Annotated in this window: 18 protein-coding genes; 16 read left to right on the forward strand and 2 right to left on the reverse strand. The window is 38.0% G+C overall.

Features of this window, described 5'->3' with window-relative positions; all coding sequences use genetic code 11:
- The first annotated feature begins 190 nt into the window (after positions 1-190).
- The 10 genes from ACY3XC_RS12905 to ACY3XC_RS12950 all read left to right on the forward strand — a co-directional run bounded on the left by ACY3XC_RS12905 (position 191) and on the right by ACY3XC_RS12950 (position 15135).
- Positions 191-2413 (forward strand): cell wall-binding repeat-containing protein, encoded by a 2223-nt coding sequence (locus tag ACY3XC_RS12905; protein ID WP_464868919.1) that lies wholly within the window; start codon positions 191-193, stop codon positions 2411-2413.
- Positions 2414-2506: 93 nt separating this feature from the next.
- A complete protein-coding gene (locus ACY3XC_RS12910) occupies positions 2507-4012 on the forward strand; it encodes a cell wall-binding repeat-containing protein (RefSeq protein WP_464868920.1) in 1506 nt (501 codons plus the stop codon).
- A gap of 72 nt (positions 4013-4084) precedes the next feature.
- Positions 4085-6286 carry a N,N-dimethylformamidase beta subunit family domain-containing protein gene (locus ACY3XC_RS12915; RefSeq protein WP_464868921.1) on the forward strand — a complete coding sequence of 734 codons (2202 nt, stop codon included), beginning with the start codon at positions 4085-4087 and terminating at the stop codon, positions 6284-6286.
- 136 nt (positions 6287-6422) lie between these two features.
- Positions 6423-7643 carry a glycosyltransferase gene (locus ACY3XC_RS12920; protein WP_464868922.1) on the forward strand — a complete coding sequence of 407 codons (1221 nt, stop codon included), beginning with the start codon at positions 6423-6425 and terminating at the stop codon, positions 7641-7643.
- Complete coding sequence (locus tag ACY3XC_RS12925) at positions 7640-8977, forward strand: oligosaccharide flippase family protein (RefSeq protein ID WP_464868923.1); 1338 nt, start codon at positions 7640-7642, stop codon at positions 8975-8977. The genes ACY3XC_RS12920 and ACY3XC_RS12925 overlap by 4 nt, the downstream gene beginning before the upstream one ends.
- Positions 8978-9246: 269 nt before the next feature.
- Positions 9247-10575, forward strand: a complete 1329-nt coding sequence (locus ACY3XC_RS12930; RefSeq protein WP_179156591.1) for a nucleotide sugar dehydrogenase — start codon at positions 9247-9249, stop codon at positions 10573-10575.
- Positions 10576-10641: 66 nt separating this feature from the next.
- On the forward strand, positions 10642-11748 hold the full coding sequence (locus ACY3XC_RS12935) for a glycosyltransferase family 4 protein (RefSeq protein ID WP_464868924.1): 1107 nt from the start codon (positions 10642-10644) through the stop codon (positions 11746-11748).
- A gap of 24 nt (positions 11749-11772) precedes the next feature.
- Entirely contained in the window at positions 11773-12888 is a 1116-nt protein-coding gene (locus tag ACY3XC_RS12940; RefSeq protein WP_464868925.1) for a DegT/DnrJ/EryC1/StrS family aminotransferase, read from the forward strand.
- A gap of 86 nt (positions 12889-12974) precedes the next feature.
- A complete protein-coding gene (locus ACY3XC_RS12945) occupies positions 12975-14441 on the forward strand; it encodes an O-antigen ligase family protein (RefSeq protein WP_464868926.1) in 1467 nt (488 codons plus the stop codon).
- The gene (locus ACY3XC_RS12950) at positions 14434-15135 is read left to right on the forward strand and encodes a hypothetical protein (protein WP_464868927.1); all 702 of its coding nucleotides are present in this window, start codon (positions 14434-14436) and stop codon (positions 15133-15135) included. The genes ACY3XC_RS12945 and ACY3XC_RS12950 overlap by 8 nt, the downstream gene beginning before the upstream one ends.
- Positions 15136-15179: 44 nt before the next feature.
- On the opposite strand, the gene ACY3XC_RS12955 is transcribed toward ACY3XC_RS12950, so the two are convergent.
- Together ACY3XC_RS12955 and ACY3XC_RS12960 are read right to left on the reverse strand one after the other, a co-directional pair.
- Positions 15180-16229, reverse strand: coding sequence for an LCP family protein (locus ACY3XC_RS12955; RefSeq protein ID WP_464868928.1), 1050 nt, complete (start codon positions 16227-16229; stop codon positions 15180-15182).
- Positions 16230-16322: 93 nt separating this feature from the next.
- Entirely contained in the window at positions 16323-16958 is a 636-nt protein-coding gene (locus ACY3XC_RS12960) for a YigZ family protein (RefSeq protein WP_464868929.1), read from the reverse strand.
- Between the two features lie 258 nt (positions 16959-17216).
- Here ACY3XC_RS12960 and ACY3XC_RS12965 point away from each other — a divergent pair, with 258 nt between their 5' ends.
- From ACY3XC_RS12965 to hpf, 6 genes are all read left to right on the forward strand, one after another.
- A complete protein-coding gene (locus ACY3XC_RS12965; RefSeq protein ID WP_464868930.1) occupies positions 17217-18362 on the forward strand; it encodes a sensor histidine kinase in 1146 nt (381 codons plus the stop codon).
- Between the two features lie 46 nt (positions 18363-18408).
- Positions 18409-19089 carry a response regulator gene (locus ACY3XC_RS12970; RefSeq protein ID WP_251634273.1) on the forward strand — a complete coding sequence of 227 codons (681 nt, stop codon included), beginning with the start codon at positions 18409-18411 and terminating at the stop codon, positions 19087-19089.
- A gap of 107 nt (positions 19090-19196) precedes the next feature.
- Entirely contained in the window at positions 19197-20036 is an 840-nt protein-coding gene (locus ACY3XC_RS12975) for a DegV family protein (RefSeq protein ID WP_464868931.1), read from the forward strand.
- A gap of 183 nt (positions 20037-20219) precedes the next feature.
- Complete coding sequence (locus ACY3XC_RS12980) at positions 20220-21704, forward strand: ATP-dependent helicase ComFA (RefSeq protein WP_464868932.1); 1485 nt, start codon at positions 20220-20222, stop codon at positions 21702-21704.
- Positions 21701-22417, forward strand: a complete 717-nt coding sequence (locus tag ACY3XC_RS12985; protein ID WP_464868933.1) for a phosphoribosyltransferase family protein — start codon at positions 21701-21703, stop codon at positions 22415-22417. The genes ACY3XC_RS12980 and ACY3XC_RS12985 overlap by 4 nt, the downstream gene beginning before the upstream one ends.
- 255 nt (positions 22418-22672) lie before the next feature.
- On the forward strand, positions 22673-23221 hold the full coding sequence (gene hpf, locus ACY3XC_RS12990) for a ribosome hibernation-promoting factor, HPF/YfiA family (RefSeq protein ID WP_179156580.1): 549 nt from the start codon (positions 22673-22675) through the stop codon (positions 23219-23221).
- The last annotated feature ends 65 nt before the right edge of the window (positions 23222-23286 follow it).

Consider the following 23286-nt stretch of genomic DNA (forward strand, 5'->3'; position numbering starts at 1 on the left):
TTTAAAAACTAGAACTAGCAGACGAATGTATCTGTTAAAAATAATATTATTCGTCAATACTCTACATTTTATGTGGGTATTTTTCTATTTTACTCTAGTAAAATACCTTTTTTACCATTTACTCATAGAAAAAACTTTGTTAAAGTTAAAGTAATGTATAGATTTGTAAATTAAAGGGGGATTTCGTCAGTTGAAATTTAGCAAGCTGTCATTAAAAGTCGTTTCTAGTCTAGTATTGACATCATCACTACTCATTCCATTCGGGGAGGCGAAAGCTTCCACTATTTCTGTTAAACTCGTAAATTACTTGGGGAATCGAACCTCAGTAGAGTTTGACACAGAAGGATTTTATAAGTTAGCAAATAACAATACTCGCTTCTCAGGTCGTGATCGCTTTGAGGTAGCCAATAATGTTGCTTCTGGCGGTTGGCAAACAGCTAGTACTGTATTTGTCGTAAACTATATGGCGTTTGCTGATGCATTATCTGCAGCACCATTGGCAAGAAAATATGATGCACCAATTCTATTGACAAATCCTGCTTCATTACCAGAAATCACTAAGTCTAAAATTCAATCACTTCATCCTACAAATATTATTATTGTAGGCGGTACTGGTAGTGTTTCTCAAAATGTCGAAAACCAATTAAAAGGCATTACTTCGAATGTAGAAAGAATTGGGGGAAGTGACCGATTTGAGGTCGCAAAGTATGTTGCTGATAAAATGGGACCTTCTAATTCAGCTATCGTTACAAATGGATTAGTATTTTCTGATGCACTTGCAATTGCGCCCTATGCGGCACAAAATCAAATTCCGATTCTCTTAACTCACAATAATAAACTTCCTGACAGCACTAGAACAGCGTTACAAGGGAAATCTTCAACGCTTGTAATAGGTGGAACAGGCAGTGTAAGTTCTTCAGTTGAGGCAGAATTAATCGCACCAAGCAGAATTGGCGGTGCAGACCGGTATGAAGTTTCTGCCAATATTATTAATCAATTGAATTTGAATGCAGAAACATTATTCCTATCTAATGGTTTAACTTTTGCAGATGCTTTAACTGGTTCCGTTCTTGCTGCAAAACAAAATGCACCTTTGCTTCTTACAAAACCAAATGAAATACCAGCACCCGTTATGAACACCATGCGTAATAGACAAACATCGATAGTAAATATCCTTGGTGGACCAGCTTCAGTTTCAGATAAGGTGATCGCTAGTCTTCCAAATGAACATGTTATCGAACCTAATAAGAGATATAGTGTTCGATCAGAAAATGGTAGATTATCCTTATACAAGGAATCTCAAAAAGTCAAAGACTTTGGTACTAGTTCTTTTACTTTAGCAACAAACTATTCTTCATCAAACTTAATTAACATTTATGGGAACGGTCCTACTTCATATCTAGGGAACATGGAATTCACCTTAGAGGGAGGATATGTTCGTCCAATAAATAAAGAAATTCCTTTTGAGGACTACTTAAAAAATGTAGTTCCAAGAGAGATGCCAGCTTCATGGGGGAATTACAACCCACTTGTAGGTCGTGATGGAATGGATGCATTACGTGTACAAGCCATTGCTGCAAGAACCTATGCTTATGATCAAATTGGTTCTACCGTAAAAGATGATCAAAGTTTTCAAGTTTATGGTGGTTACCGTTATTATTCAAGCGCTGAAGGAAAATGGATCAATTCATGGACTACTAATTCAACACGTGCAATTGATGAAACAGCCGGCAAGGTTTTAAGGTATAATGGCAGACTTGTAGATGCTGTATTTTCGTCAAGTAACGGCGGCTATACTGTAAAAAATACGGATGAATGGCCATTGGGTACTCCACGTGAATATTTGATCGCACAAGAAGACCCTTTTGACAATTATAAATGGACCTTAAAAGTTCCAATGAGCCAAATTAATTTAGATGGAAAAGACTTAGTCAATTATGGTTATTGGTGGTGGTCGAATCATGAAACGAACACTACTTTAGCAAACTATCTAAAAAATTGGCTTAGAGACAGTGGTGCTACAAATTTACCGAATAACCAGATAAAGATTGTTAATATTTCTGATTTCTCCTTCACACAAGAGAGAAACTCTTCACAAAGAAGCTTAAATGGTTCGATTAATATCGATTATATGCTTTATGGTACGACAAATGAAAGTGGGCAAGTGAAAGTGAATTCCGTCCAGATCAACAACACTATTAAAGGATTTAGAACTTGGTTTGGTGGTATGGAATTCAAAAGTACTTACTTAGATAGTATTACTAAAGATTCAGATTCTATCTATATTAATGGAAAAGGATTCGGCCACGGAATTGGGATGAGTCAACACGGAGCTTATAATCGTGCACTTGCAGGGCAGTCATACGAAGAAATTTTAAGATTCTATTACCCGGGTGCTGTTTTAGGAAATTAGAAAAGTAAAAGAATTGTAGGGGTCTTCTCTAGATCTTTACAATTCTTTTCTTTTAATTACATAAATAAAAAAACAACCACGGAGGTATTCATCTTGAAAAAGCTTTTCCCATCCCTCTTGGTCCTCATTATATTTTTTCTCTTTCATACAAATTACACCCATGCCGCAGAGGGAGCTGTCGAAAGAATTCAGGGTGCTGACCGATTTGAGGTAGCGGTCAATATTTCAAATAAAGGCTGGCCGGATGGAACCAATACAGTTATTTTGGTCAATTACAATGCGTATGCCGATGCACTAGCGGCTACACCTTTGGCATATCAATTAAATGCACCAATCCTATTAACACATCCCAACCAGCTTACGAAAGCAACAATGCTAGAACTTCAAAGACTTAAGCCGCAAAATGTTATTGTCATTGGCGGCGAAGGCAGTGTGTCAGGAAATGTCTTTCATAGTATTCAATCACTTGGAGTTCCTAATGTACGAAGAATTGGTGGATTAAATCGCTATGAAGTTGCCTACTTAATTGCAAATGAAATGCCAGCAAAAGAAAAAGTTATCATGGCATATGGACAAAATTTTCCGGACGCATTGGCAATTGCTCCCTATGCAGCAAGAAATGGTTATCCGATTCTCTTAACGGATACGGCAGACCTTCCAACAAAAACAAGGGAGGCGTTAGCAGCTAGAAATCCAAAAGAAAGCATTGTTGTTGGTGGCGAAGGTAGTGTAAGTCCCAACGTCTTTAGACAATTGCCTTCACCTATACGGATTGGCGGAAAGGATCGGTATGAAGTTGCAGCCAATATTGTTCAAACTCTCAACCTCAATACAAATAAAGCCTTTGTGGCAACAGGGTTAACCTTTGCCGACGCCTTAACAGGTTCTGTATTAGCTGCTAAGGAAGATGCACCGATATTATTAACGGGTCCCAATTCTTTACCCGATGTAATTAATAATCTAATCAGCGGAAAGGGAATTTATACTTTTACGATTCTAGGTGGCTATGGTTCTGTTTCACAAAATGTTATTAGGCAAACAGGAGGTCCATTAACTGGTCTTAAGATTGTCGTGGATGCTGGACACGGTGGAACTGATCCTGGTGCCTCTGGGTTTGGTTTAACTGAAAAGGAAGTTGTACTAGATGTTGCTAAGCGAGTCCAGGTTAAACTCGCCGCTTCAGGTGCTGTCGTTCTAATGACAAGGGAAGATGACGTTTATCCCTCTTTAACTGATCGGATCGATTTTGCTAATAATTCAAAGGCTGATTCTTTTATTAGTATTCATGCCAATGCTGCAGAATCATCTAGTGCATCTGGTTCTGAAACTTATTGGAACAGTTTATATTTTGGTGAGGAAAGCAAAGCTCTGGCCAAACACATCCAAAATCAACTCGTTAATGCCTTGGAAACAAGGGATCGAGGAGTCAAAGAGGCAAATTTCCTTGTTATTAAAAATACCGTTATGCCAAGTGTTTTGGTAGAACTAGCATTCATCACGAATAGTCAGGATGCTCAAAAACTTGCTGATCCTATTTATCGGGAAAAATCAGCAGATGCCATTTTTCATGGAATTGTGAACTATTACAACAAAAAATAGCCAGGTTTTCAGAACTTGGTTATTTTTTTTTGCAGATTAAGATAGATAAACAAATTGAAGGAGAAATAATAAATGAAAAAATTTATTTTCATTCTTTGTTTTGCTTTTCTTTTTACAGGTATTCCAAGTTTGATTCAGGCTGAGGAAAATAGGATAGCCGGCAAAGACAGATTTGAGGTTGCTGTTAATATCTCGAAGTTGAATTGGCCGCAGGGAGCAGAAACGGTATTTATCACGAATTATATGGCTTTTGCTGACGCTTTATCCTCAACGCCATTGGCGTTTCAACAAAATGCCCCGATCCTTCTATCTCATTCTGGAAGGCTAACGGAGGAGACAAAACAGGAGATAATTCGCTTACATCCACAAAATGTTATTTTGATAGGTGGTACAGGAAGTTTAAATAATCAAATTGTACAAGACCTTCAAAGATTAAATATCCCAAATATATCCCGTATTGATGGCAATGATCGCTATGAGGTCTCAGCAAATGTGGCTTCAAAACTACCTAAATCATCAACGATTATCATTTCAAATGGGATGGCATTTGCAGACGCCCTTTCGATTGCTCCATATGCGGCAGAAAAAGGTTATCCAATTTTACTAACAGCCAAAGATCAATTACCTGTTCCAATCGCAAAACATATAAAAAATAATAATATACAACAATCGATTATCATTGGAGGGGAAGGGAGTGTAAGTGAAAAGGTCAAAGCAAACTTACTAAACTCTGTAAGAATTGGCGGTGCTGACCGTTATGAGGTCGCAGCTAATATCGCTAACACCTATTTTCCCTCACCTGAAAAGGGTTATATTGCTACAGGTATGACTTTTGCTGATGCATTAACAGGCTCAGTAGCAGCTGCTAAGCAGAAAGCGCCAATCTTATTGACAAAGAGTAATCAAATTCCAGAGAATATCCAAACGTATTTAATCAAAAAGAATATTGATGATATTACCATTTTGGGCGGCACAGGTTCAGTTCAGGATGGGATTTACTATATGCCTGGTGTTTGGTCCATCAAAAACCCAGGATATGATCAATTGCAGGGTTATGCAGACAAAACCTCTTATTTACCAGGTGAAACCGTAAAATTGTACATTAATAGTCCTAAAAACTATAATTTAGAGATTTATAGAATGGGATATTACGAGGGCAAAGGTGCTCAATTTAAAGTATCCTATGGTAAAATCTCAGGCTACAAACAAACTGCGGCTATAAATAAAGAAACACAATCCGCGAATTGGATGAAAACCGCCCATTTTGGAATTCCCGGTGACTGGGAAAGCGGGATGTATTTAGTGAAGATTATTGACGCAGATTTAAAGGAAAGTTATATTCCTTTTGTACTAAAGGACCCAAATCCTAATCCAAACGGTATGGGCCTTGTAATTGCGGCAAACACCTATCAAGCATATAATAATTGGGGCGGAAAAAGTCTCTATGGGTATAATAGCACCGATAAAACTGCAGCCATTAAAGTTTCCTTTAATCGGCCATATCGTGAGGGTAATGGTGCAGGACAATTTTTTACTTACGAATATAATATGATTCGCTGGTTAGAGAAAAAGGGCTATAAACCTTCATATTTTACCAATGAAGATATAGATAATGGATTTTTGAGTGCAAGTAAAGTAAAAGCGCTGCTCATTCCTGGACATGATGAATATTGGACAATGAAAAGCAGAGAAGAGATTGAATCATTAAATAAGACAAATCTTAATTTAGGTGTTTTTAATGCGAATGTCGGCTACTGGCAGGTAAGGTTAGAAGATAATAATCGCACAATCGTAGCATATAAGAATAAAGCGAATCTGGATCCATACCAAACGATTAATCCATCGTTGGTGACGACCCTATTTAGAGCTAACCCCGTTAACCGTCCGGAAGATAGACTTTTTGGCATCATGTATGTCGGTATTCCTGAAAAAACAGTGCCGATGGTAGTAACAAATGCTTCTCATTGGTTATATGAAGGGACAAGCTTAAAAAATGGTGACAAGATCCATGGAGTTATTGGTGGAGAAGTAGACCGGTATAGTGGTGTATTGCCAAATGTAGAGATTATTGCCCATTCACCTGCGATGTTTTATGGAAGCCTAGACTATGGAGATGTTGTTTGGTATCAAAAGCCAGAGGGAGGAAAGGCTTTTGCCGTTGGAACTTTTTATTGGAATTGGTTTTTAGACCCATATGGACATGAGTCAAACGCATCATTTAATCCAGCAATTGAAAGAATAACATTGAATGCTTTAAATAAATTGATGGAATAAGCTGCGAAAGGAGGACTTACTTAAACGGTAAAGATCCTCCTTTTATTTTTTCATTTTCTCAAAAGTTAATATATAGTATATTGATGTAGTACTTATTGATTTTAACAATCAAAATGTGTTTATGAGGAGTTAGAAAATGAAGTCGCTCGTTATTTTTACAAGTAGATTTCCTTATCCGCCGGGTGAGGAGTTTTTAATGAATGAAGTGGATGAATTAGCAAAATATTTTTCTAGTGTTCAAATACTGCCTATGAACCATGTTAATGCTCCGAAGAAACAAGTCCCCAAAAATGTAGAGGTTTTAACTGCAAAACGGGGTAATGGGAGATTTTTGCGGACTATAAAATTAATAGCTGATTTTCAATCATTGAGCTGGATGATTAAAGAACTGCCAGCAGCTTCTAAGCATGGAATAAAAGCAATATTAAAATTAGTCAATTGGACGGCAGTTACAAGTGAAATCAAAAGAAATATTCAAAGTAGCACTCTCATCCCACTAGAGGACGAAACGGTTTTTTACTCCTATTGGCTTACCCCGTCAGCAACCGCATTAGCTATGCTGAAAGAAAAATATCCAGACATAAAGGCAGTATCAAGAGTCCATGGCGGCGATTTATATCTCGAACGACATTCTCCAGCCTACTTGCCATTTCAGGGGAAAGTGATTAGGACTCTTGACCAAACGATTTCTATTTCAGAAAACGGAAGGGAGTACTTAAACAAACTCCATCCTGATGTAAAAAAGAAAATAAGTGTAAGCCGCTTAGGAACCAAAAATGAGTATCCATATCAAAATAAGGAAAATTCCACACCTTTAAAGCTTGTTAGCTGTTCTTATTTAAAGCCGGTTAAAAGAATTCACCTCTTAGTGGAAGCATTAAAGTCCACCCATTCGCCAATCGAATGGACACATATTGGTGACGGACCGGAAAGAAGAAGAATAGAGGCATTGCTGAAGGAGTTGCCTGACAACATTGTTGTTCACTTTTTGGGTAACTTAAATAACAAAGAGGTTATCCAACAGTATCAAACGAACTCTTACGATCTATTCATCAATGTTAGTGAGAGTGAGGGGATACCCGTTACGATTATGGAAGCCTTTAGTTTTGGTATCCCGGTGGTCGCAACGAATGTTGGTGGAACATCGGAGCTTGTTAATCAGGAGAATGGCTACTTGTTGCAAAAGGATTTTCCTCCTAAGGAATTAGCAAAAATACTCGAAGATTATGTTCAATTACCACCTGAATTTTCACAACAAAAATCATTACAGGCATACAAAACGTGGGATCAACACTATAATGCAGTCAAAAATTATAAAAACTTTGCTGATCTTTTAAAGGGAGTTTCCAAGAAATGAAAACCCAACAAAATTCATTCCTATCTAACAGTATAATAACCTTAACCCGCCAGGTTATTGGTATTGTTATAGGGCTATGCATCCTGTTTATCATCGCCAACGGTCTAGGACTTAGCGGGCAAGGTAATTATACACTCATTACCTATTTGCCGTTAATGCTAATGACCTTTTTAAATTTCGGATTTAATTCATCCACTGTTTTTTTTGTAAGCCAAAAAAAAGTAAGCTTAAATGATTCCTTTTCAACGAATATCATTATCGGGCTTGGTTTAGCACTGATTAGTATCCTTATTGGGACTGTGATCATTTATATTTTGTCTGAAACTAAATTTCAAAGCATCGATTCTGGCCTGCTCTTTATTAGCTTATTAGCATTGCCTGGAATGTTTTTGATGATTTTTTTACAGACCATCATTCAAGGTATTCAGGATTTTAAAGCCTTTAATACGGCCTTGGTCGTTCAACAATTTTCAACCTTACTTTTTTTAGTACTATTTCTATTTGTATTGGACCTTCATCTTCTTGGTGCTATTCTTTCCTTTATTTTTGGTTATGCTTTTGCAGCCATTTATATGATTTATTATTTAATCAAATATTGCGAAGCATCTTTTTCATTTAAGTTTTTTTCTCTAAGTCATTTAAAGGAAATGTTCGTATATGGGATGAAGGCACATGTCAGTAATATGATGACATTTTTGAATTATCGTCTCGATATATTGCTTATTGGTTATTTTTTGACTGAAATTGCAGTTGGGTTATATACTGTAGCGGTGAACTTAGGAGAACGATTGTCTATTTTATCGCAATCATTCTCTCAGGTACTACTGCCTAGAATTGCTTCTTCTACGATTGAGGAAGATCGTAATAAGCTAACATCCATGCTGAGTAGGTTCATTCTGGTTCTAGTTATTATGGTTAGTATCCTAATTTGGCTATGCTCCGACTTAATTTTTGCTTTATTCTTTCCAGAATACCCGGAAAGTTCACTTTTATTGAAGTTGCTGTTGCCGGGGTTAACTTTATTAACCGTTGAAAAAATACTTTCAAACGACCTTGCTGGCAGAGGGAAGCCAGAACTAAATATGTATGTATCATTTTTTAATGTGATTATTAATGTCATATTAAATTTGATTCTTATTCCTAGATTAGGTGTAAAAGGTGCGGCCATTTCTTCGTCTATCACTTACGTATGCAGTTTTATCATTAAAGCCTTTATATTCAAGGCAGTTACAAAAATGAAAATAAAGGATTTTTTAGTAATTACCAAAACAGATTTAGTGCTAATCATGAAAATTTATCGTAATTTTCGGCATCGAACTGCTGTAAATAAATAAGAAATTGGGAAGTTTAAGATTAATTAAAACAAAATTGGTATAAAAATTGAGGATTCCATGATTTTAAGCTGACAATGTAATAAAATTGCAATGTTTTTATTATGGTTTTATTCTTTCTATCGTGTATTATAATATAGTGTTAATTCTACAAAAACTGACAAGGCGCTACATAAATTAGATCACCTAGTGAGGTATAAATCAGCTGAAATCAATTTACATGTAAACTTCCATTACAAGGCTAATTTCTTTTTAGAAAGGGAATGACAAAAATGACTGAATATAATTCTACTGCTCGTGAATTATTAAACAAAATTGAAACTAGAAATGCAACCATCGGAGTTGTTGGATTAGGATATGTAGGTTTGCCACTTGCTGTTGAAAAAGCAAAAGCAGGCTTTAAAGTAATTGGCTTTGACGTACAGCAATCCCGTGTAGACTTGGTTAATAAGGGTGTTAACTATATTGGAGATGTTGTTGATGAAGAATTGTCTGAGATTACAAAAAGCGGACAATTTATTGCTACAACTGATTACTCTCTGATTAAGGATGTCGATGCCGTAGCAATTTGTGTACCGACTCCACTTGACCAATATCAACAGCCAGACACCTCCTATGTAGAAAGCTCAGGAGCTGAAATTGCTAAATTCATGCATGAAGGTATGCTTGTGGTATTAGAAAGTACGACCTACCCCGGAACAACAGAAGAAGTACTAATGCCGATTCTTGAAAAGTCTGGGTTAAAGATTGGTGAAGGTTACTTCTTAGCTTATTCTCCAGAACGAGTCGATCCAGGGAATAAGCATTATAATACAAAAAATACTCCAAAAGTTGTCGGAGGGATTACTCCAGCATGTACGGAAATTGCTTCGCTTCTATATAGAAGTGTTCTCGAAGGCGATGTTCATCAGGTTTCCAGCCCAGCAGTAGCTGAAATGGAAAAAATTCTTGAAAATACATTCCGTCATCTCAATATTGCCTTAGCAAACGAAATGGCCGTATTATGTAATCGTATGGGTATCGACGTATGGGAAGTTATTGATGCTGCGGCAACAAAACCATATGGCTTTATGGCATTCTACCCAGGTCCTGGTTTAGGAGGACATTGTATTCCAATCGATCCTTTCTACTTAACTTGGAAAGCAAGAGAATACAACTACCATACTAAGCTAATTGAACTTGCAGGAGAAATTAATAATGCAATGCCGGAGTTCGTTATCGAACGTTCCATGAAGATTTTAAATATCGACAAAAAGGCGATAAACGGTTCAAAAATTGTTGTACTTGGTGTTGCCTACAAAAAGGATATTGATGATGTTCGTGAATCTCCAGCACTTGAAATTATGGAGCTCCTAACTATTAATGGTGCTGACTGGGTTGCCGTTGATCCATATGTGAAGAATTTTAAATTAGACGGCAAAATCTACGAGACTGTAGAACTTACCCAAGAGCTTATTGAAAATGCTGATCTTGTGATCGTTACAACAGATCATAGTGATACGGATTATGAAATGGTTGCACGCAATGCGAATTCTATTTTTGACACTAGAAATGCTATGAAGAAATACAAAGATTTAGCGAAGAAATACCATCGCTTGTAAATTGGAAACCAGACCTTTTCATGAGGTCTGGTTCCTTTTAAAGCGCACCAAAGTGAGTGAATGTAAATGAAAATTTGTCATCTAACCTCGGTCCATCCGACTGAGGATATCCGAATATTCGTGAAGGAATGCCGTTATCTTCAAAAAAGCGGTTTTGACACTTCCCTTATTGCTGCGAATAGTGATACATACATAAAAGATGGAGTCAAAATTGTTGGCGTAAAAGTAGAAGCTAGCGGCCGCATCATGAGGATCTTAAAGGGGCCGGCAGCGGTTTATAAAAAGGCTCTTGAGCTTGATGCCGATGTCTACCATTTTCACGATCCTGAACTCTTGCCGATTGGTTTATTGTTAAAAAATAAAGGTAAAAAGGTTATTTATGATGTACATGAAGACGTTCCAGAACAAGTCCTATCCAAACATTGGATCCCTTCTATTCTAAGGAAGAGTATTTCAAGAGTAGTGAAGGGGATAGAAAAATTCGCATCCAAAAGGTTTGCTGCTGTCGTAACGGCAACGCCAACCATAAATAATCGGTTTAAAACATATAATACCAACAGTGTAACCATCCATAACTTTCCGATTACGGACGAACTTATATCAGAAGAGCTTCCCTTATCAGGTGATAAAAAAACGGCGATTTATATTGGCGGGATTTCAGAGGAGCGTGGGATCGTTGAGATGGTAGATGCCATGGAGATGGTGAATCAGAAGGCACCTATCACCTTAACGTTAGCAGGGAAGTTTTCTCCGGAAAGCTTGGAAGATCAAGTGAAGAAGCAAAGCGGTTGGAAGTATGTTGACCATGCGGGCTGGTTAAATCGTGAGCAGGTAAAATCCTATCTTGGACAAGCGTTTGTTGGATTAGTCATCTTACGTCCGGAGCCTAGATATATGGTTGCGTACCCGATTAAGTTATTTGAATACATGTCTGCTGGAATTCCAGTCATTGCTTCGAATTTTCCGCTTTGGAAAGAGATTGTTGAGGATAGTCAGTGTGGTCTATGTGTAGATCCCTTAAATATTGAGGAAATTTCAGAGGCCATTCTTTGGATGAGCAAGAATCCAGAAGAAGCAAAAAAATTAGGCCAAAACGGTCGTGAGGCTATCCTAAAAAAATACAGCTGGGAAAACGAAGCGGCTCGTTTGGTAAATCTATACAAAAGTCTATAATGTTTACTAAGGAGAGAATGAACAATGAAAGTACCTATGCTCGATTTAACCGAACAGTATCAAGAATTAAAGGATCAAATTATTCCTGCATTAGACGACGTCATGTCGAATGCCCATTTTATCCTTGGTGATAATGTAAAAAAACTTGAAAAAGATGTTGCAGAATATAGCAATTCTAAGCATGGTATAGGAGTAGCAAATGGAAGTGATGCGCTAAATATTGCCCTTCTAGGCTGCGATGTTAAACCAGGAGATGAAGTCATTGTTCCTTCCTTTACATTCTTTGCAACAGCTGGTGCGGTAGCAAGAATGGGTGCAGTTCCCGTATTTGTGGATATTGATCCTAAGACTTTCAATATCGCTCCAAATGCGATTGAAAAAGCGATTACTCCTAAAACAAAAGCGATTATTCCTGTTCACTTATATGGTCAGATGGCAGATATGGACGCTATAAAGGCGATTGCTGATAAACATAATTTATATATTATCGAAGATGCTGCACAGGCAATTGGAGCACTATATAAGGATAAAAAGGTTGGGGAATTAGCAACTGCTGCATGTTACAGCTTCTTTCCAACCAAAAACCTGGGTGCATATGGCGATGCTGGGATGATCATTTCCAGCGATGATGAAATTGCTGAGAAAATTAGAGTTTTGCGCGTCCACGGGAGCAAGCCAAAATATTATCACCATGTGCTAGGTTATAACAGCCGTCTTGATGAGCTTCAGGCTGCCATTTTAAATGTGAAATTCCCGCATTTAAATGACTGGAGTGAAAAAAGAATCCAAAAGGCGCTAACCTACACGCAGCTGCTTCAGGAAATGGTCGGAGAAAATGTAGTCACACCTTACCAAGAAGATTTCAATCATCATGTATACCATCAATACACAATTCGTGTTCAAAAGCGAGATGAGCTTCAAGCTTATTTAAAAGAACAAGGCGTAGCAACGATGGTTTATTATCCAAAGCCACTTCACCTGCAGCCAGTGTTTGCAGAGCTTGGATACAAAGAAGGAGACCTGCCTGAAACAGAAAAGGCAGCTTTAGAAGCCATTTCCTTACCAATGTTTCCAGAATTAAAAACTGAACAACAACAATACGTGGTTGAAAAAATACGTGAATTTTATCAAAAGAATTAAGGATTTCTTATAGTCTAGCTGTTGAAATAGACTTGATAAAAAGGCTGTTGCTTTCAACAGCCTTTCCCTTTTATAGGAGGAGCTAAATGATTACGTTACAATCAAAGATACCGCAAATCATTCTAGGCATTTTGGCGGCAGCCATGCTTGGCTGGCTATCAATGTCGTATCTGTCAGGGGTATCCTTAACTCTTATAATAGCCGCTTTTATCGCTTGCAGTGTGGGTTTATTGCTGTTTGTTTACTATCGACAATCCTTTTGGAAAAAGCTAACCCTGCAGCATTTCTTATTAAGTGTAATGCTTGCCACTTCCTTTTTAGGCTCCGCCTTCTTTACGGTAAGTGTCGGTCCAATCATGCTTTTTCCCTTTCGAATTGTACTTGTCCTGATTACTTTTGTAATGCTAGTGAAATGGCTAAGAAAAGACTTATCGTTGAAAGGGCATTTTCATTTGCCTTATTTGTATTTATTCCTGCTGTTTTGGATTGCATATAGTGTATTGGCATTAAGCTGGTCAATAGAGTTAACAGCGGCGATAAAGGAAGTAATCACCTTAATTACGAGTATTTTGGTTATCTTCTTCGCAACATTTATTCTTAAACGAGAAGAGAACTATCTTGAGTTTTTTTCGATTTGGATTGTGATGGGTTTATTACTGATTATGATTGGCTTTATCAATCACTTCCTGCAAATTCATTTGTCCATCTCACGAATTAATCAAGCTTATTCCTACCAACAGGGGATCCCGACGTCTGTTTTTGTGAATGAAAATGATTTTGCCAGCTATCTAGCCATTACCGCATTCTTCTTTCTCTCCTTAATGAAAAATGGGAAAAGATTAATCTTTCAATTGGTAGGAATCGGCGGATTTTTGGGAGCAGTGTTCCTTATTTTGATTACCGAATCGCGTGCTAATTATATTGGATTGTTTTTAGGCTGTGTATTCTGGTTTATTTTCTTACTTCGAAAAAGAGATAAGATAAGCTTACTTTATGTTGGCCTGCTTATAGCACCAGTAGTGGTCTATACGCAATTCGATAGAGTGGCGGCTGCTTGGAATCTTTTACAGGTTCAGTTCACGAGTTTGATCACTCCGGAAGCAAATCATACATCCTCTGTTGATATTCGGGAGAACTTACTGAATAACGCGAAGGTCTATATTGAAAATACCTTCGGCTTAGGGGTTGGACCAGGAAACGTTGAATACTACATGAAAAATGTTCAGGTATTCGAAACCTTTAAAAATTACAATGTTCACAATTGGTGGGCGGAAATCTTTGTCCAATATGGAGTTTTTATTTTTATAGGTTATCTTATCTTTTTTGGATTTTTATTTCTCGGTTTATATCGAATCTGGAAAAGGCAGCATCAATTAAATCATCTACTAATAAGTGAAGCATTAATATGTGGAATGATCGCCTTTGTATTTGCAAGTATCAGTCCTAATTCGTTTATCGCCTTAAATTACAATTGGATTTTTATCGCCTTTGTTACTGCCTATGTAAATTTTTATTACCTAAAGAAATTCCACCGGGAGGGCCAACATGATTAGTATCTTAAACCAGATTGCTAAACGGGCAAAAAAACTGCTGCTCTTATTAATTATTATACCGTTAGTAACAGGAGTGGTTTCTTATTACTTAGAATCAAAAAAGCCGACAACTTATACTGCATCAACTTACATTAACATTGGAAATTTCAATAATGAATGGCTCGCAGACCCTGTTAGTTTGGAGATTGAACTTAAGTCTGAAAAATATATAAATCAAATTAAAGAATTAACAAATGGAGATTTTGATATTGTTAATGTAAAATCTCGACTTGTTGTAACAGCACCATCTCAAGCGGACAAGAAATTGCTAAAATTGGAGTATTCCGGCCCAGATGAAAAGGAAGTAGAAACAACCTTAAATGATATTGCTTACGGTTTTGAAAAGATTCGAAATGAAGAATATCAAATGAAAAAGGCGAACTTGGAAAGAAGTAATGATATAATGGAATTAATAGATATTGATGACTTAAAAGACGCCCTTGACCAAGATAATATAGGTGATATCGCTGATTATGCAAGGGTACAAAGAGAAAATGGTGAAGTAAATTATAGAGAAACAATAGTACTTGACCAAATCAGTGTATCTACTACCTATAACAATCCGTTAAAAAGGGCACTCTTTGGAATCATCCTAGGACTTATGCTTAACGTGGTCATTTTAGTTACACCAGAACTTTTTAGAGAATACCGTTAAAAAAGGGGGCTAAACCATTTAATTGGTTTGCCCCTTTTTATACGCTATGGTGTTTCCGTTGCGGCGGTTTTTTTATTTTCAGTAGTCCCATTAGAAGGATCCGCAGTTTGTGTTTGGATTTCCAAATGGGTCATTAAAGTGGACTTAATTTCATCTAAGTTTTCCTCATCCGGAATAAAGTAATATACGCGTCCGTCATCATCGTATCCTGTAATTTGAAGTGTTTGGATATCAGACGAATTAAAATCAGGGTATTTTTTCCTAAATGCCAATGCTTCTTTTACTCGCATATTGGTTTCAACATTATTTCCAATAGCCTCAGATATTTTATCGATTCGTAAAAGAGTCTTTGGTGCTGATAGCTGGTCAATTAGCGCAGAAACAATTTGTTTTTGTCTATCGTTTCTCCCAAAATCTCCACGAGGATCTTTCATCCTCATTCTGGCATACACTAAGGCTTCTTCACCATTTAAAGTTTGCTCACCTTCATAGAAGTAAAATCTTTCCCATTTACTATTTATATCATCGAAATCAAATGGCACATCAACGGTAACACCGTCGACGATGTCGACAATATTTTTAAAGCCTTCAAAATTTACTGTTACATAATAATCAATTGGTATATCTAAGAAGTCCTCTACTGTTTCAATGACTAGTTCTTTCCCGCCATCAGCAAAAGAATGATTTATTTTATCTTTATTTCTATAGCCAGGAATTTTAACGAGCGTATCCCTTGGAATACTGACCAGCTTCATGGATTGAAGCTCGGGGTTAAAGGTGGCGACCATAATGGTATCTGTTCTGCCTTGATCATTCTCATCTGTATAATTTTCTACCCCTAATAACAAAACCGAAAACGGATCGGTTGATACATAAACCGGTGCTTCCCTCAATTCAGATTTTTCTTCACGACCTTCAATTTGTGTATATGAATTATCTACAGCATCGTACGCGTAATAGGCTACATATCCTGCATATCCAAGTGCTGCAAGAACAATAATTAGTACAAGCGAAATCAATGTTTTAATTCTTCGTTTTTTAATTTTTTTATGTTTACTTCTAGTTAGAGCGATTTTATTATTGTCAACCATCATTCATCCTCTTTCAAATTGAGTTAACCGTGCAACTATTAATTATAATGTATATACTGAATTTTTTTAAGAGGTTTTTGTATATATTTCGACAAATTACACATCATTTTCTATATATAGTTTTTCTCCTTGATTGATTTTAGATTGAGCATTCGTTAAGTCTTTTATCCAATCAATAAAGTTCTTGATTTGGTCTTCATTTACATAAATGTCAAAGATAACATTTTCTAAGTAGTGAATGTTCTTTATCATATATTCTGAAGCCCTAAGTTCCTTTTCTATTTTCCCAATCCAGGTATAGTCCACAGTCACATGAATGATTTGAACAAGCCTTCTTTCGACAATGCCGCCAGTATTTAAGCCTTCTGAAGTCGCCTTACCGTACGCACGAATTAGTCCGCCAGCCCCTAATTTAATCCCTCCAAAGTATCGGGTAATGACGACCACGGTATCCTTAAGTTTCTTTTTTTTCAGCACCTCAAGAATGGGTACACCTGCCGTTCCACTAGGCTCACCGTCATCATTGGCTTTTTGGATTTGATCATGTTCACCAATGATATAAGCAGAACAATTATGGGAGGCATCCCAATATTTTTTCTTAAGTGTTTGGATAAATTCCTGGGCTTCAGCCTCCGTTTCGGCTCTTTTGATATGGGCAATAAATCGTGATTTTTGAATATTTATTTCATGTTCGCATGCTTCCTTTTTAACAGTATAATACCGAGATAGCATAGTTCTCCCTCCATCACTTTTTTTTAGATAATAAAAAAAACATTGGTGTAATATAACTTTAATATAGAAGTAATTTTCCCGTGTTATAATAAATAATGTTCCGATGGTGTAAATTCTATTTTTTAAAATAGTAGTTTGGCTATCAAACATTATACTACTTATGAACTATAAAGTTGGGAAAATTTCTTGTTTAATGCATAGATATAGCAAAATATTCCATTACGCGTTAAACTAGATAAAAGGTCTCTGGAGGAGAGCATGGCGAAAATTCAGAAGATTAATGTAAAATCAATTGATGAGATACGTGAAGAGATGATTGAAACTGTCACAAGTAGTAAAAGCGATATCTTTCAAATAAGTGAGCAGTGCCGAAAAGATTACGATGATATGACAAATGAACTAAGAACCATTAAAGAGATGATGGTGAAACTGAATGCAGAAGAAGAACGCCTTGAAGAGCAGGTGCTTAAGGCGAGGTTAACACTATCAGAGCTTAGCATGAATTTTAAAGCCTATTCTGAAGCTGAGGTCAGGGATGCTTATGAAAAAGCGCATCAGCTGCAAATGGACCTTTCCATTAATTGGCAATATAAAAAACAGCTGCTGGATAAGCGAGGAGACCTCGAGCGCAGGCTATTGGGGCTCGATGAAACGATAGACCGTGCCGACCAGCTTATTTCGCAGATATCGGTAGTGATGAATTATCTGATGAGTGACTTAAAGCTTATGGGTGAAGAATTACAGAATGCAAAGGCAAAACAGGACTTTGGTTTGAAAATTATCGAGGCACAAGAGGAAGAGAGAAAAAGACTTTCAAGAGATATTCACGACGGTCCTGCACAAATGCTTGCCAATGTGATTATGAGATCTGATTTAGTGGATCGTGTTTATCGTGAGCAAGGTCCTGAGGAAGCCTTTAAGGAGATTGGCAGCTTCAAAAAAATGGTCCGTGCTGCTCTCTATGAGGTTCGAAGAATTATCTATGACCTTCGTCCGATGGCGCTTGATGATTTAGGCCTAATTCCGACCCTCAGAAAATATCTGCAAACCATCGAAGAATATCATAATAAGTCGAAAATTGAATTAACCAACATTGGTTTAGAACGCAGGCTTCCAGTGAAATATGAAGTGGCACTATTTCGTTTGATTCAAGAATCTGTGCAAAATGCATTAAAGCATGCAAATGCCTGTGAAATAAAAGTAAGGCTCGAAATGACAAGGAATGACCTAACCGTTCTAATTAAGGATAATGGGACAGGTTTTGATACCACCCAAAAAAAGCCCGAGTCATTTGGCATCATTGGAATGAGAGAACGGGTAGAGCTTCTTGAAGGAAGTATTACGGTTGAATCTAAAATTGGAAAAGGAACTTCCGTTTTTATCGTAGTTCCAATAACGGCTTAAAACAAAAATAAAATGATTTTATGCGGAGCAGGAGGGGAAATAAATGATGACTAAGATTGCGATTATCGACGACCATCAGCTATTTAGAGAAGGGGTTAAACGAATTCTTGAATTCGAAAAGGCATTCCAAGTTGTTGCCGAGGGTGATGACGGAAGTGACGCGGTAACCATTGTTAATGCTTATAAACCGGATGTTGTGATTATGGATATTAATATGCCTCAGATGAACGGGATTGAGGCTACTCGTGAATTATCAGAAAAATTTCCAGATACTAAAATTATTATCTTATCTATACATGATGATGAAAACTATGTTACTCATGCCCTTCAAACTGGTGCAAGAGGGTATTTGCTAAAGGAAATGGATGCTGATGCATTGATTGAAGCCGTCCGTGTTGTGGCTGAGGGTGGATGCTACTTACATCCAAAGGTAACTCATAACTTAGTAAATGAATACCGCAAGCTGACAGCTGGACGTTCAGGCGGCGGTGCTTTTGTTCAAACACTAGAACTGCGTCGTCCGTTACATCTGCTAACGCGCCGCGAATGCGAAGTACTGCAAATGCTGGCTGACGGAAAGAGTAACCGCGGAATCGGAGAAGCTTTATTTATCAGTGAAAAAACGGTGAAAAACCACGTGAGTAACATTTTACAAAAAATGAATGTTAATGACCGTACACAAGCGGTTGTTACAGCTATTAAAAACGGCTGGGTTGAAGTTCGTTAATTTAAGAAAAACATGAGGGCACGCTCTTTCAAATGGGCGTGCCCTCTGTTTTTTTTATACTTTTTCAGATAGAATAGTACAAAACATACTTTAAGGATGGTTTCAATATGAAAACGGCCGTTGTGACGGATAGTACAGCATACATACCGAAAGAAATACGCGATAAATGGAATATACATATGATCCCGCTGAATGTCATCTTTGGCAATGTGGCCTATCAGGAGGAAGTAGACATTACGGCAGGACAATTTTATCAACAAGTGAAGGAGAAAGAACTCCCAACCACCTCACAGCCTCCAATCGGCCAGTTTGTAGAGCTGTTTGAAACACTGTCTAAAGACTATGACGCTGTTATTAGCATCCACCTCTCAAGTGGGATCAGCGGCACATTTGCTGGAGCAGTCACAGCTAGTACGATGGTCGAAAATCTCAAGGTGTATCCATTTGATACGGAGGTTAGCTGCATGCCACAGGGGTTATATGCGATTGAAGCGGCCAAAATGGCTCAGGACGGCGTCGATGCAGATAAGATTATGTTACGACTTGAGGAATTGAAAAAAACGGCACGTGCCTATTTTATGGTGGACGATTTGTCTCATCTACAGCGGGGCGGCCGTCTATCAAGTGCCCAAGCGATTATTGGCAGCCTCCTACAAGTGAAACCGCTGCTTCACTTTGAGGATAAAGTCATTGTTCCCTTTGAAAAAATACGCACCCGGAAAAAAGCAATGAAACGGATTGTCGACCTGTTGGGAGAAGATGCTGCTTCAGGTGAGCCTTATCAAGCCGTTATTATCCATGCCAACCGCAAGGAAGAGGGTCTTGAATGGCAATCTGAGCTTGAAAGCTTGTATCCAAATGTAGAATTCTCGCTCAGCCACTTCGGCCCCGTCATTGGCACTCACCTAGGAGAAGGAGCCATGGGTCTTGGGTGGATGAAAAAATAGATTATTGTTTTGGGAGCTAGGCAAGAGCCTGGCTCTTTCTCTGTTTAAAAATATCATACGACAACTAGCAGGAATTTTGGCATATATTGTAGAATGTTACAGAAAAAAGGAGTGATCATTTCTTGTTTAATAATAAAACCAAAAATCAAATCGACCATCAACCTGTGAAGGGGTGTTGTTCCCATGCGTTTTTACATAAACGGTAAATATTTGGTTCCTCAAATAGGAGAAAACTCCCTGCCAATCTCCAAAATCCAAACCATTCCTCAGCCATCTTTAAATCCTAACTTTTCCTTCAACCCAGAGCTACAACTCCTTCTTACAGGCAAACAACTCTTACTGGACGACCTCCCATTTCCACTCGAAGAAATCCAAAAACATTATGAAAATGGTTATGTTACCTACCGAAAAGGAATCGAATACAGCAAAAATCATCCAGCCTGTTCTCGATGCGGCAACAAGGAAGAGAATTGGTTTGCACAGTTTCCCTGCTCGCGGTGCGGTGAAATCTGCCATTATTGCCGTAAATGCTTGATGATGGGGAGAATCAGCGCTTGTACACCTTTACTTGGCTGGAATGGACCAGCTCCAGAGCACCCTTTGCCGAAAAAAATCCTAGAGTGGAAAGGGGAGTTATCGGAGGGTCAGGAAGCAGCATCCAATCAGGTGGTTAAAGCGGTGGATTCCAATAAAGAGCTGCTCGTTTGGGCAGTTTGCGGGGCAGGAAAAACGGAAGTGCTATTTGAAGGAATTGAATCCGCCCTTGCTGCCAAAAAAAGAGTGTGTATCGCTACGCCGCGAACCGATGTTGTCCTAGAACTGACGCCACGACTGAAAGCTGCCTTTCCAGGAATAAAGGTTGCTTCCCTATATGGAGGAAGTGAGGACCGCCATCTTTATGCACCGCTTACGATTGCGACTACCCATCAGCTGCTCCGTTTTTATCACGCCTTCGATACGGTTATTCTAGATGAGGTCGACGCCTTCCCTTATACAGTAGAGGAATCCCTCCAGTATGCCGCTGTTCAAGCAAGAAAACCGGAGTCGGCAATGATTTACCTAACGGCGACCCCAAATGAAAAATGGCAAAGGGAGTGCCGAACAGGAAAACGGGCATTCACCACCATCCCAGCAAGGTTCCATCGTCATCCACTGCCTGTTCCTCACTTTACCTGGTGTGGCAACTGGCAAAAGCAATTGAAAAAAGACAAGCTTCCGGCAAATATCCTCCACTGGATAAAAGAACGACTTCAACATAATAAGCAAGTGTTACTCTTTTTTCCTCATATTGCCCTTATGGAGAAGGCTCTCCCCATACTAAGAAAGTTAGCTCCCGAAATTGAGGCTGTTCATGCCGAGGATCCAGACCGTAAAGAGAAGGTTCAAAAAATGCGTAACAAAGAAATCCTTCTTTTCCTGACCACGACGATTTTAGAACGAGGCGTTACCTTTCCCAATATTGATGTTGCTGTTATTGGTGCAGAGGATAACATATTTGCAGAAAGTGCTTTGGTACAAATTGCTGGGAGAGCGGGAAGGAGCAAGGATTATCCCAAAGGCGTCGTGACATTTTTCCATTATGGAAAAACAGAGGAAATGATCAAGGCGAGAAAACAAATTACAGCGATGAACCAAGAAGGAATCAGAAAGGGGCTAATTGATTCATGAAAATATTCCCCGAAAACCAATGTCTTATTTGTCATGAAAAAATCAAACCTGATTTTGGATGGACCGCGATTTTCTCAGAAGAAAAAGAACTCATTATCTGTTCAACCTGTGAGGATAAATTCGAAAGAGTGGTAGGAGAAAAATGTAAGCTGTGCAGCAGGCCGTTTCAATTTTTGGAAGAAAAGTTTCGCCGTGGTGATTTGTGCCATGACTGCGTACGTTGGGAGGAGGACTGTGAATGGCGTGGCTATCTTCATGCGAATCATTCTATTTTTCTCTATAACGATTTTTTTAAGGAAGTAATGGCAAACTATAAATTCCGCGGTGATTATGTATTGGCGAAAATATTTGCTGAAAGTGTAAAGGGATTTCTGAAAAAGATACAGCCAGATTTAGTTGTGCCTATTCCATTAAGTGTTGAGCGGCTATATGAGCGCGGGTTTAACCAAGCAGAGGCACTGATTGTAGAGTTAGGATTAACCCCAGCCAAGCCCCTTACCCGCGTTCATGCTGAAAAACAATCAAAAAAGTCACGTTCGGAACGAATTCATATTCCGCAGGTTTTTAAGATTAACCCACAGGTTGAAATAGAAGGTAAACATATACTACTAATCGATGATATTTATACTACAGGTTCCACTCTTAGGCATGCCGCAAAGCTATTAAAAGAATCGGGAGCGTTTAGGATACAATCCTTAACGCTCGCACGATGAGCTTTATTTGGATTGTTCATTATTTTTACACTTTTGTTGGCTATTGTAAGACATAAATGTGGTATTTTGACCCAATTGATAATAGACTTAAGGTGTAAGAAATATAAAAAGCTTTATATGTATAGAAAATGGTTGTCACTATTTCCCCTGTGTTTTTGTCAAAATTTCGACAAAATTATTGTTCTGATTTAGCAGGATAATCATAGGGTAAAATAGAAATGTATCTACATAGGAATATAAAGGAGGAGTCCACAGATGAATTATAACGTTCGTGGTGAAAACATTGAGGTAACTCCAGCAATTAGAGAGTATGTTGAGAAGAAAATTTCTAAATTGGAACGATATTTCACAGAAGCACCTGAAGCAAAGGTACATGTGAATTTAAGATTCAATCAAGATAAAACTTCTAAAGTAGAGGTAACCATTCCCCTGCCAAACCTAGTTCTTCGTGCAGAGGAAACGAATGTGGATATGTATGCTGGCATTGACTTAATTTCAGACAAGCTTGAGCGTCAAATCCGTAAGCATAAAACAAAGGTTAATCGTAAATTCCGTGAAAAAGGTGATTTCCCAGTTACGTTTGCAACTTCTGAAAACACAGAAGTCCAAGAGCTGGATGAAGATGATTTAGAACTAGTTCGTACGAAGCGCTTCGACCTTAAGCCTATGGACAGTGAAGAAGCGATTCTACAAATGAACCTGTTAGGACACAGCTTCTACGTGTTCAACAATGCTGATACTAACCGTACAAACGTAGTTTACAAGCGTAAAGATGGCCGTTATGGCTTAATTGAAACACATTAATAAGCAGCAAAACGCAGGTCCGGATTCTCCGGTCTGCGTTTTTTTGTACCTATGAAAAAATCATA

The organism is Bacillus sp. CZDM1, from assembly GCF_055502545.1.

Bases quoted from the DNA above. Each gene is read 5' to 3' on its own strand.
- ACY3XC_RS12915 (WP_464868921.1), top strand. From the start codon at position 4,085: ATGAAAAAATTTATTTTCATTCTTTGTTTTGCTTTTCTTTTTACAGGT.
- ACY3XC_RS12965 (WP_464868930.1), top strand. From the start codon at position 17,217: ATGGCGAAAATTCAGAAGATTAATGTAAAATCAATTGATGAGATACGT.
- ACY3XC_RS12985 (WP_464868933.1), top strand. From the start codon at position 21,701: ATGAAAATATTCCCCGAAAACCAATGTCTTATTTGTCATGAAAAAATC.
- ACY3XC_RS12935 (WP_464868924.1), top strand. From the start codon at position 10,642: ATGAAAATTTGTCATCTAACCTCGGTCCATCCGACTGAGGATATCCGA.
- ACY3XC_RS12940 (WP_464868925.1), top strand. From the start codon at position 11,773: ATGAAAGTACCTATGCTCGATTTAACCGAACAGTATCAAGAATTAAAG.
- ACY3XC_RS12945 (WP_464868926.1), top strand. From the start codon at position 12,975: ATGATTACGTTACAATCAAAGATACCGCAAATCATTCTAGGCATTTTG.
- ACY3XC_RS12970 (WP_251634273.1), top strand. From the start codon at position 18,409: ATGACTAAGATTGCGATTATCGACGACCATCAGCTATTTAGAGAAGGG.
- ACY3XC_RS12975 (WP_464868931.1), top strand. From the start codon at position 19,197: ATGAAAACGGCCGTTGTGACGGATAGTACAGCATACATACCGAAAGAA.
- ACY3XC_RS12955 (WP_464868928.1), bottom strand. From the start codon at position 16,229: ATGATGGTTGACAATAATAAAATCGCTCTAACTAGAAGTAAACATAAA.
- hpf (WP_179156580.1), top strand. From the start codon at position 22,673: ATGAATTATAACGTTCGTGGTGAAAACATTGAGGTAACTCCAGCAATT.
- ACY3XC_RS12925 (WP_464868923.1), top strand. From the start codon at position 7,640: ATGAAAACCCAACAAAATTCATTCCTATCTAACAGTATAATAACCTTA.
- ACY3XC_RS12980 (WP_464868932.1), top strand. From the start codon at position 20,220: ATGCGTTTTTACATAAACGGTAAATATTTGGTTCCTCAAATAGGAGAA.
- ACY3XC_RS12930 (WP_179156591.1), top strand. From the start codon at position 9,247: ATGACTGAATATAATTCTACTGCTCGTGAATTATTAAACAAAATTGAA.
- ACY3XC_RS12950 (WP_464868927.1), top strand. From the start codon at position 14,434: ATGATTAGTATCTTAAACCAGATTGCTAAACGGGCAAAAAAACTGCTG.
- ACY3XC_RS12960 (WP_464868929.1), bottom strand. From the start codon at position 16,958: ATGCTATCTCGGTATTATACTGTTAAAAAGGAAGCATGCGAACATGAA.
- ACY3XC_RS12920 (WP_464868922.1), top strand. From the start codon at position 6,423: ATGAAGTCGCTCGTTATTTTTACAAGTAGATTTCCTTATCCGCCGGGT.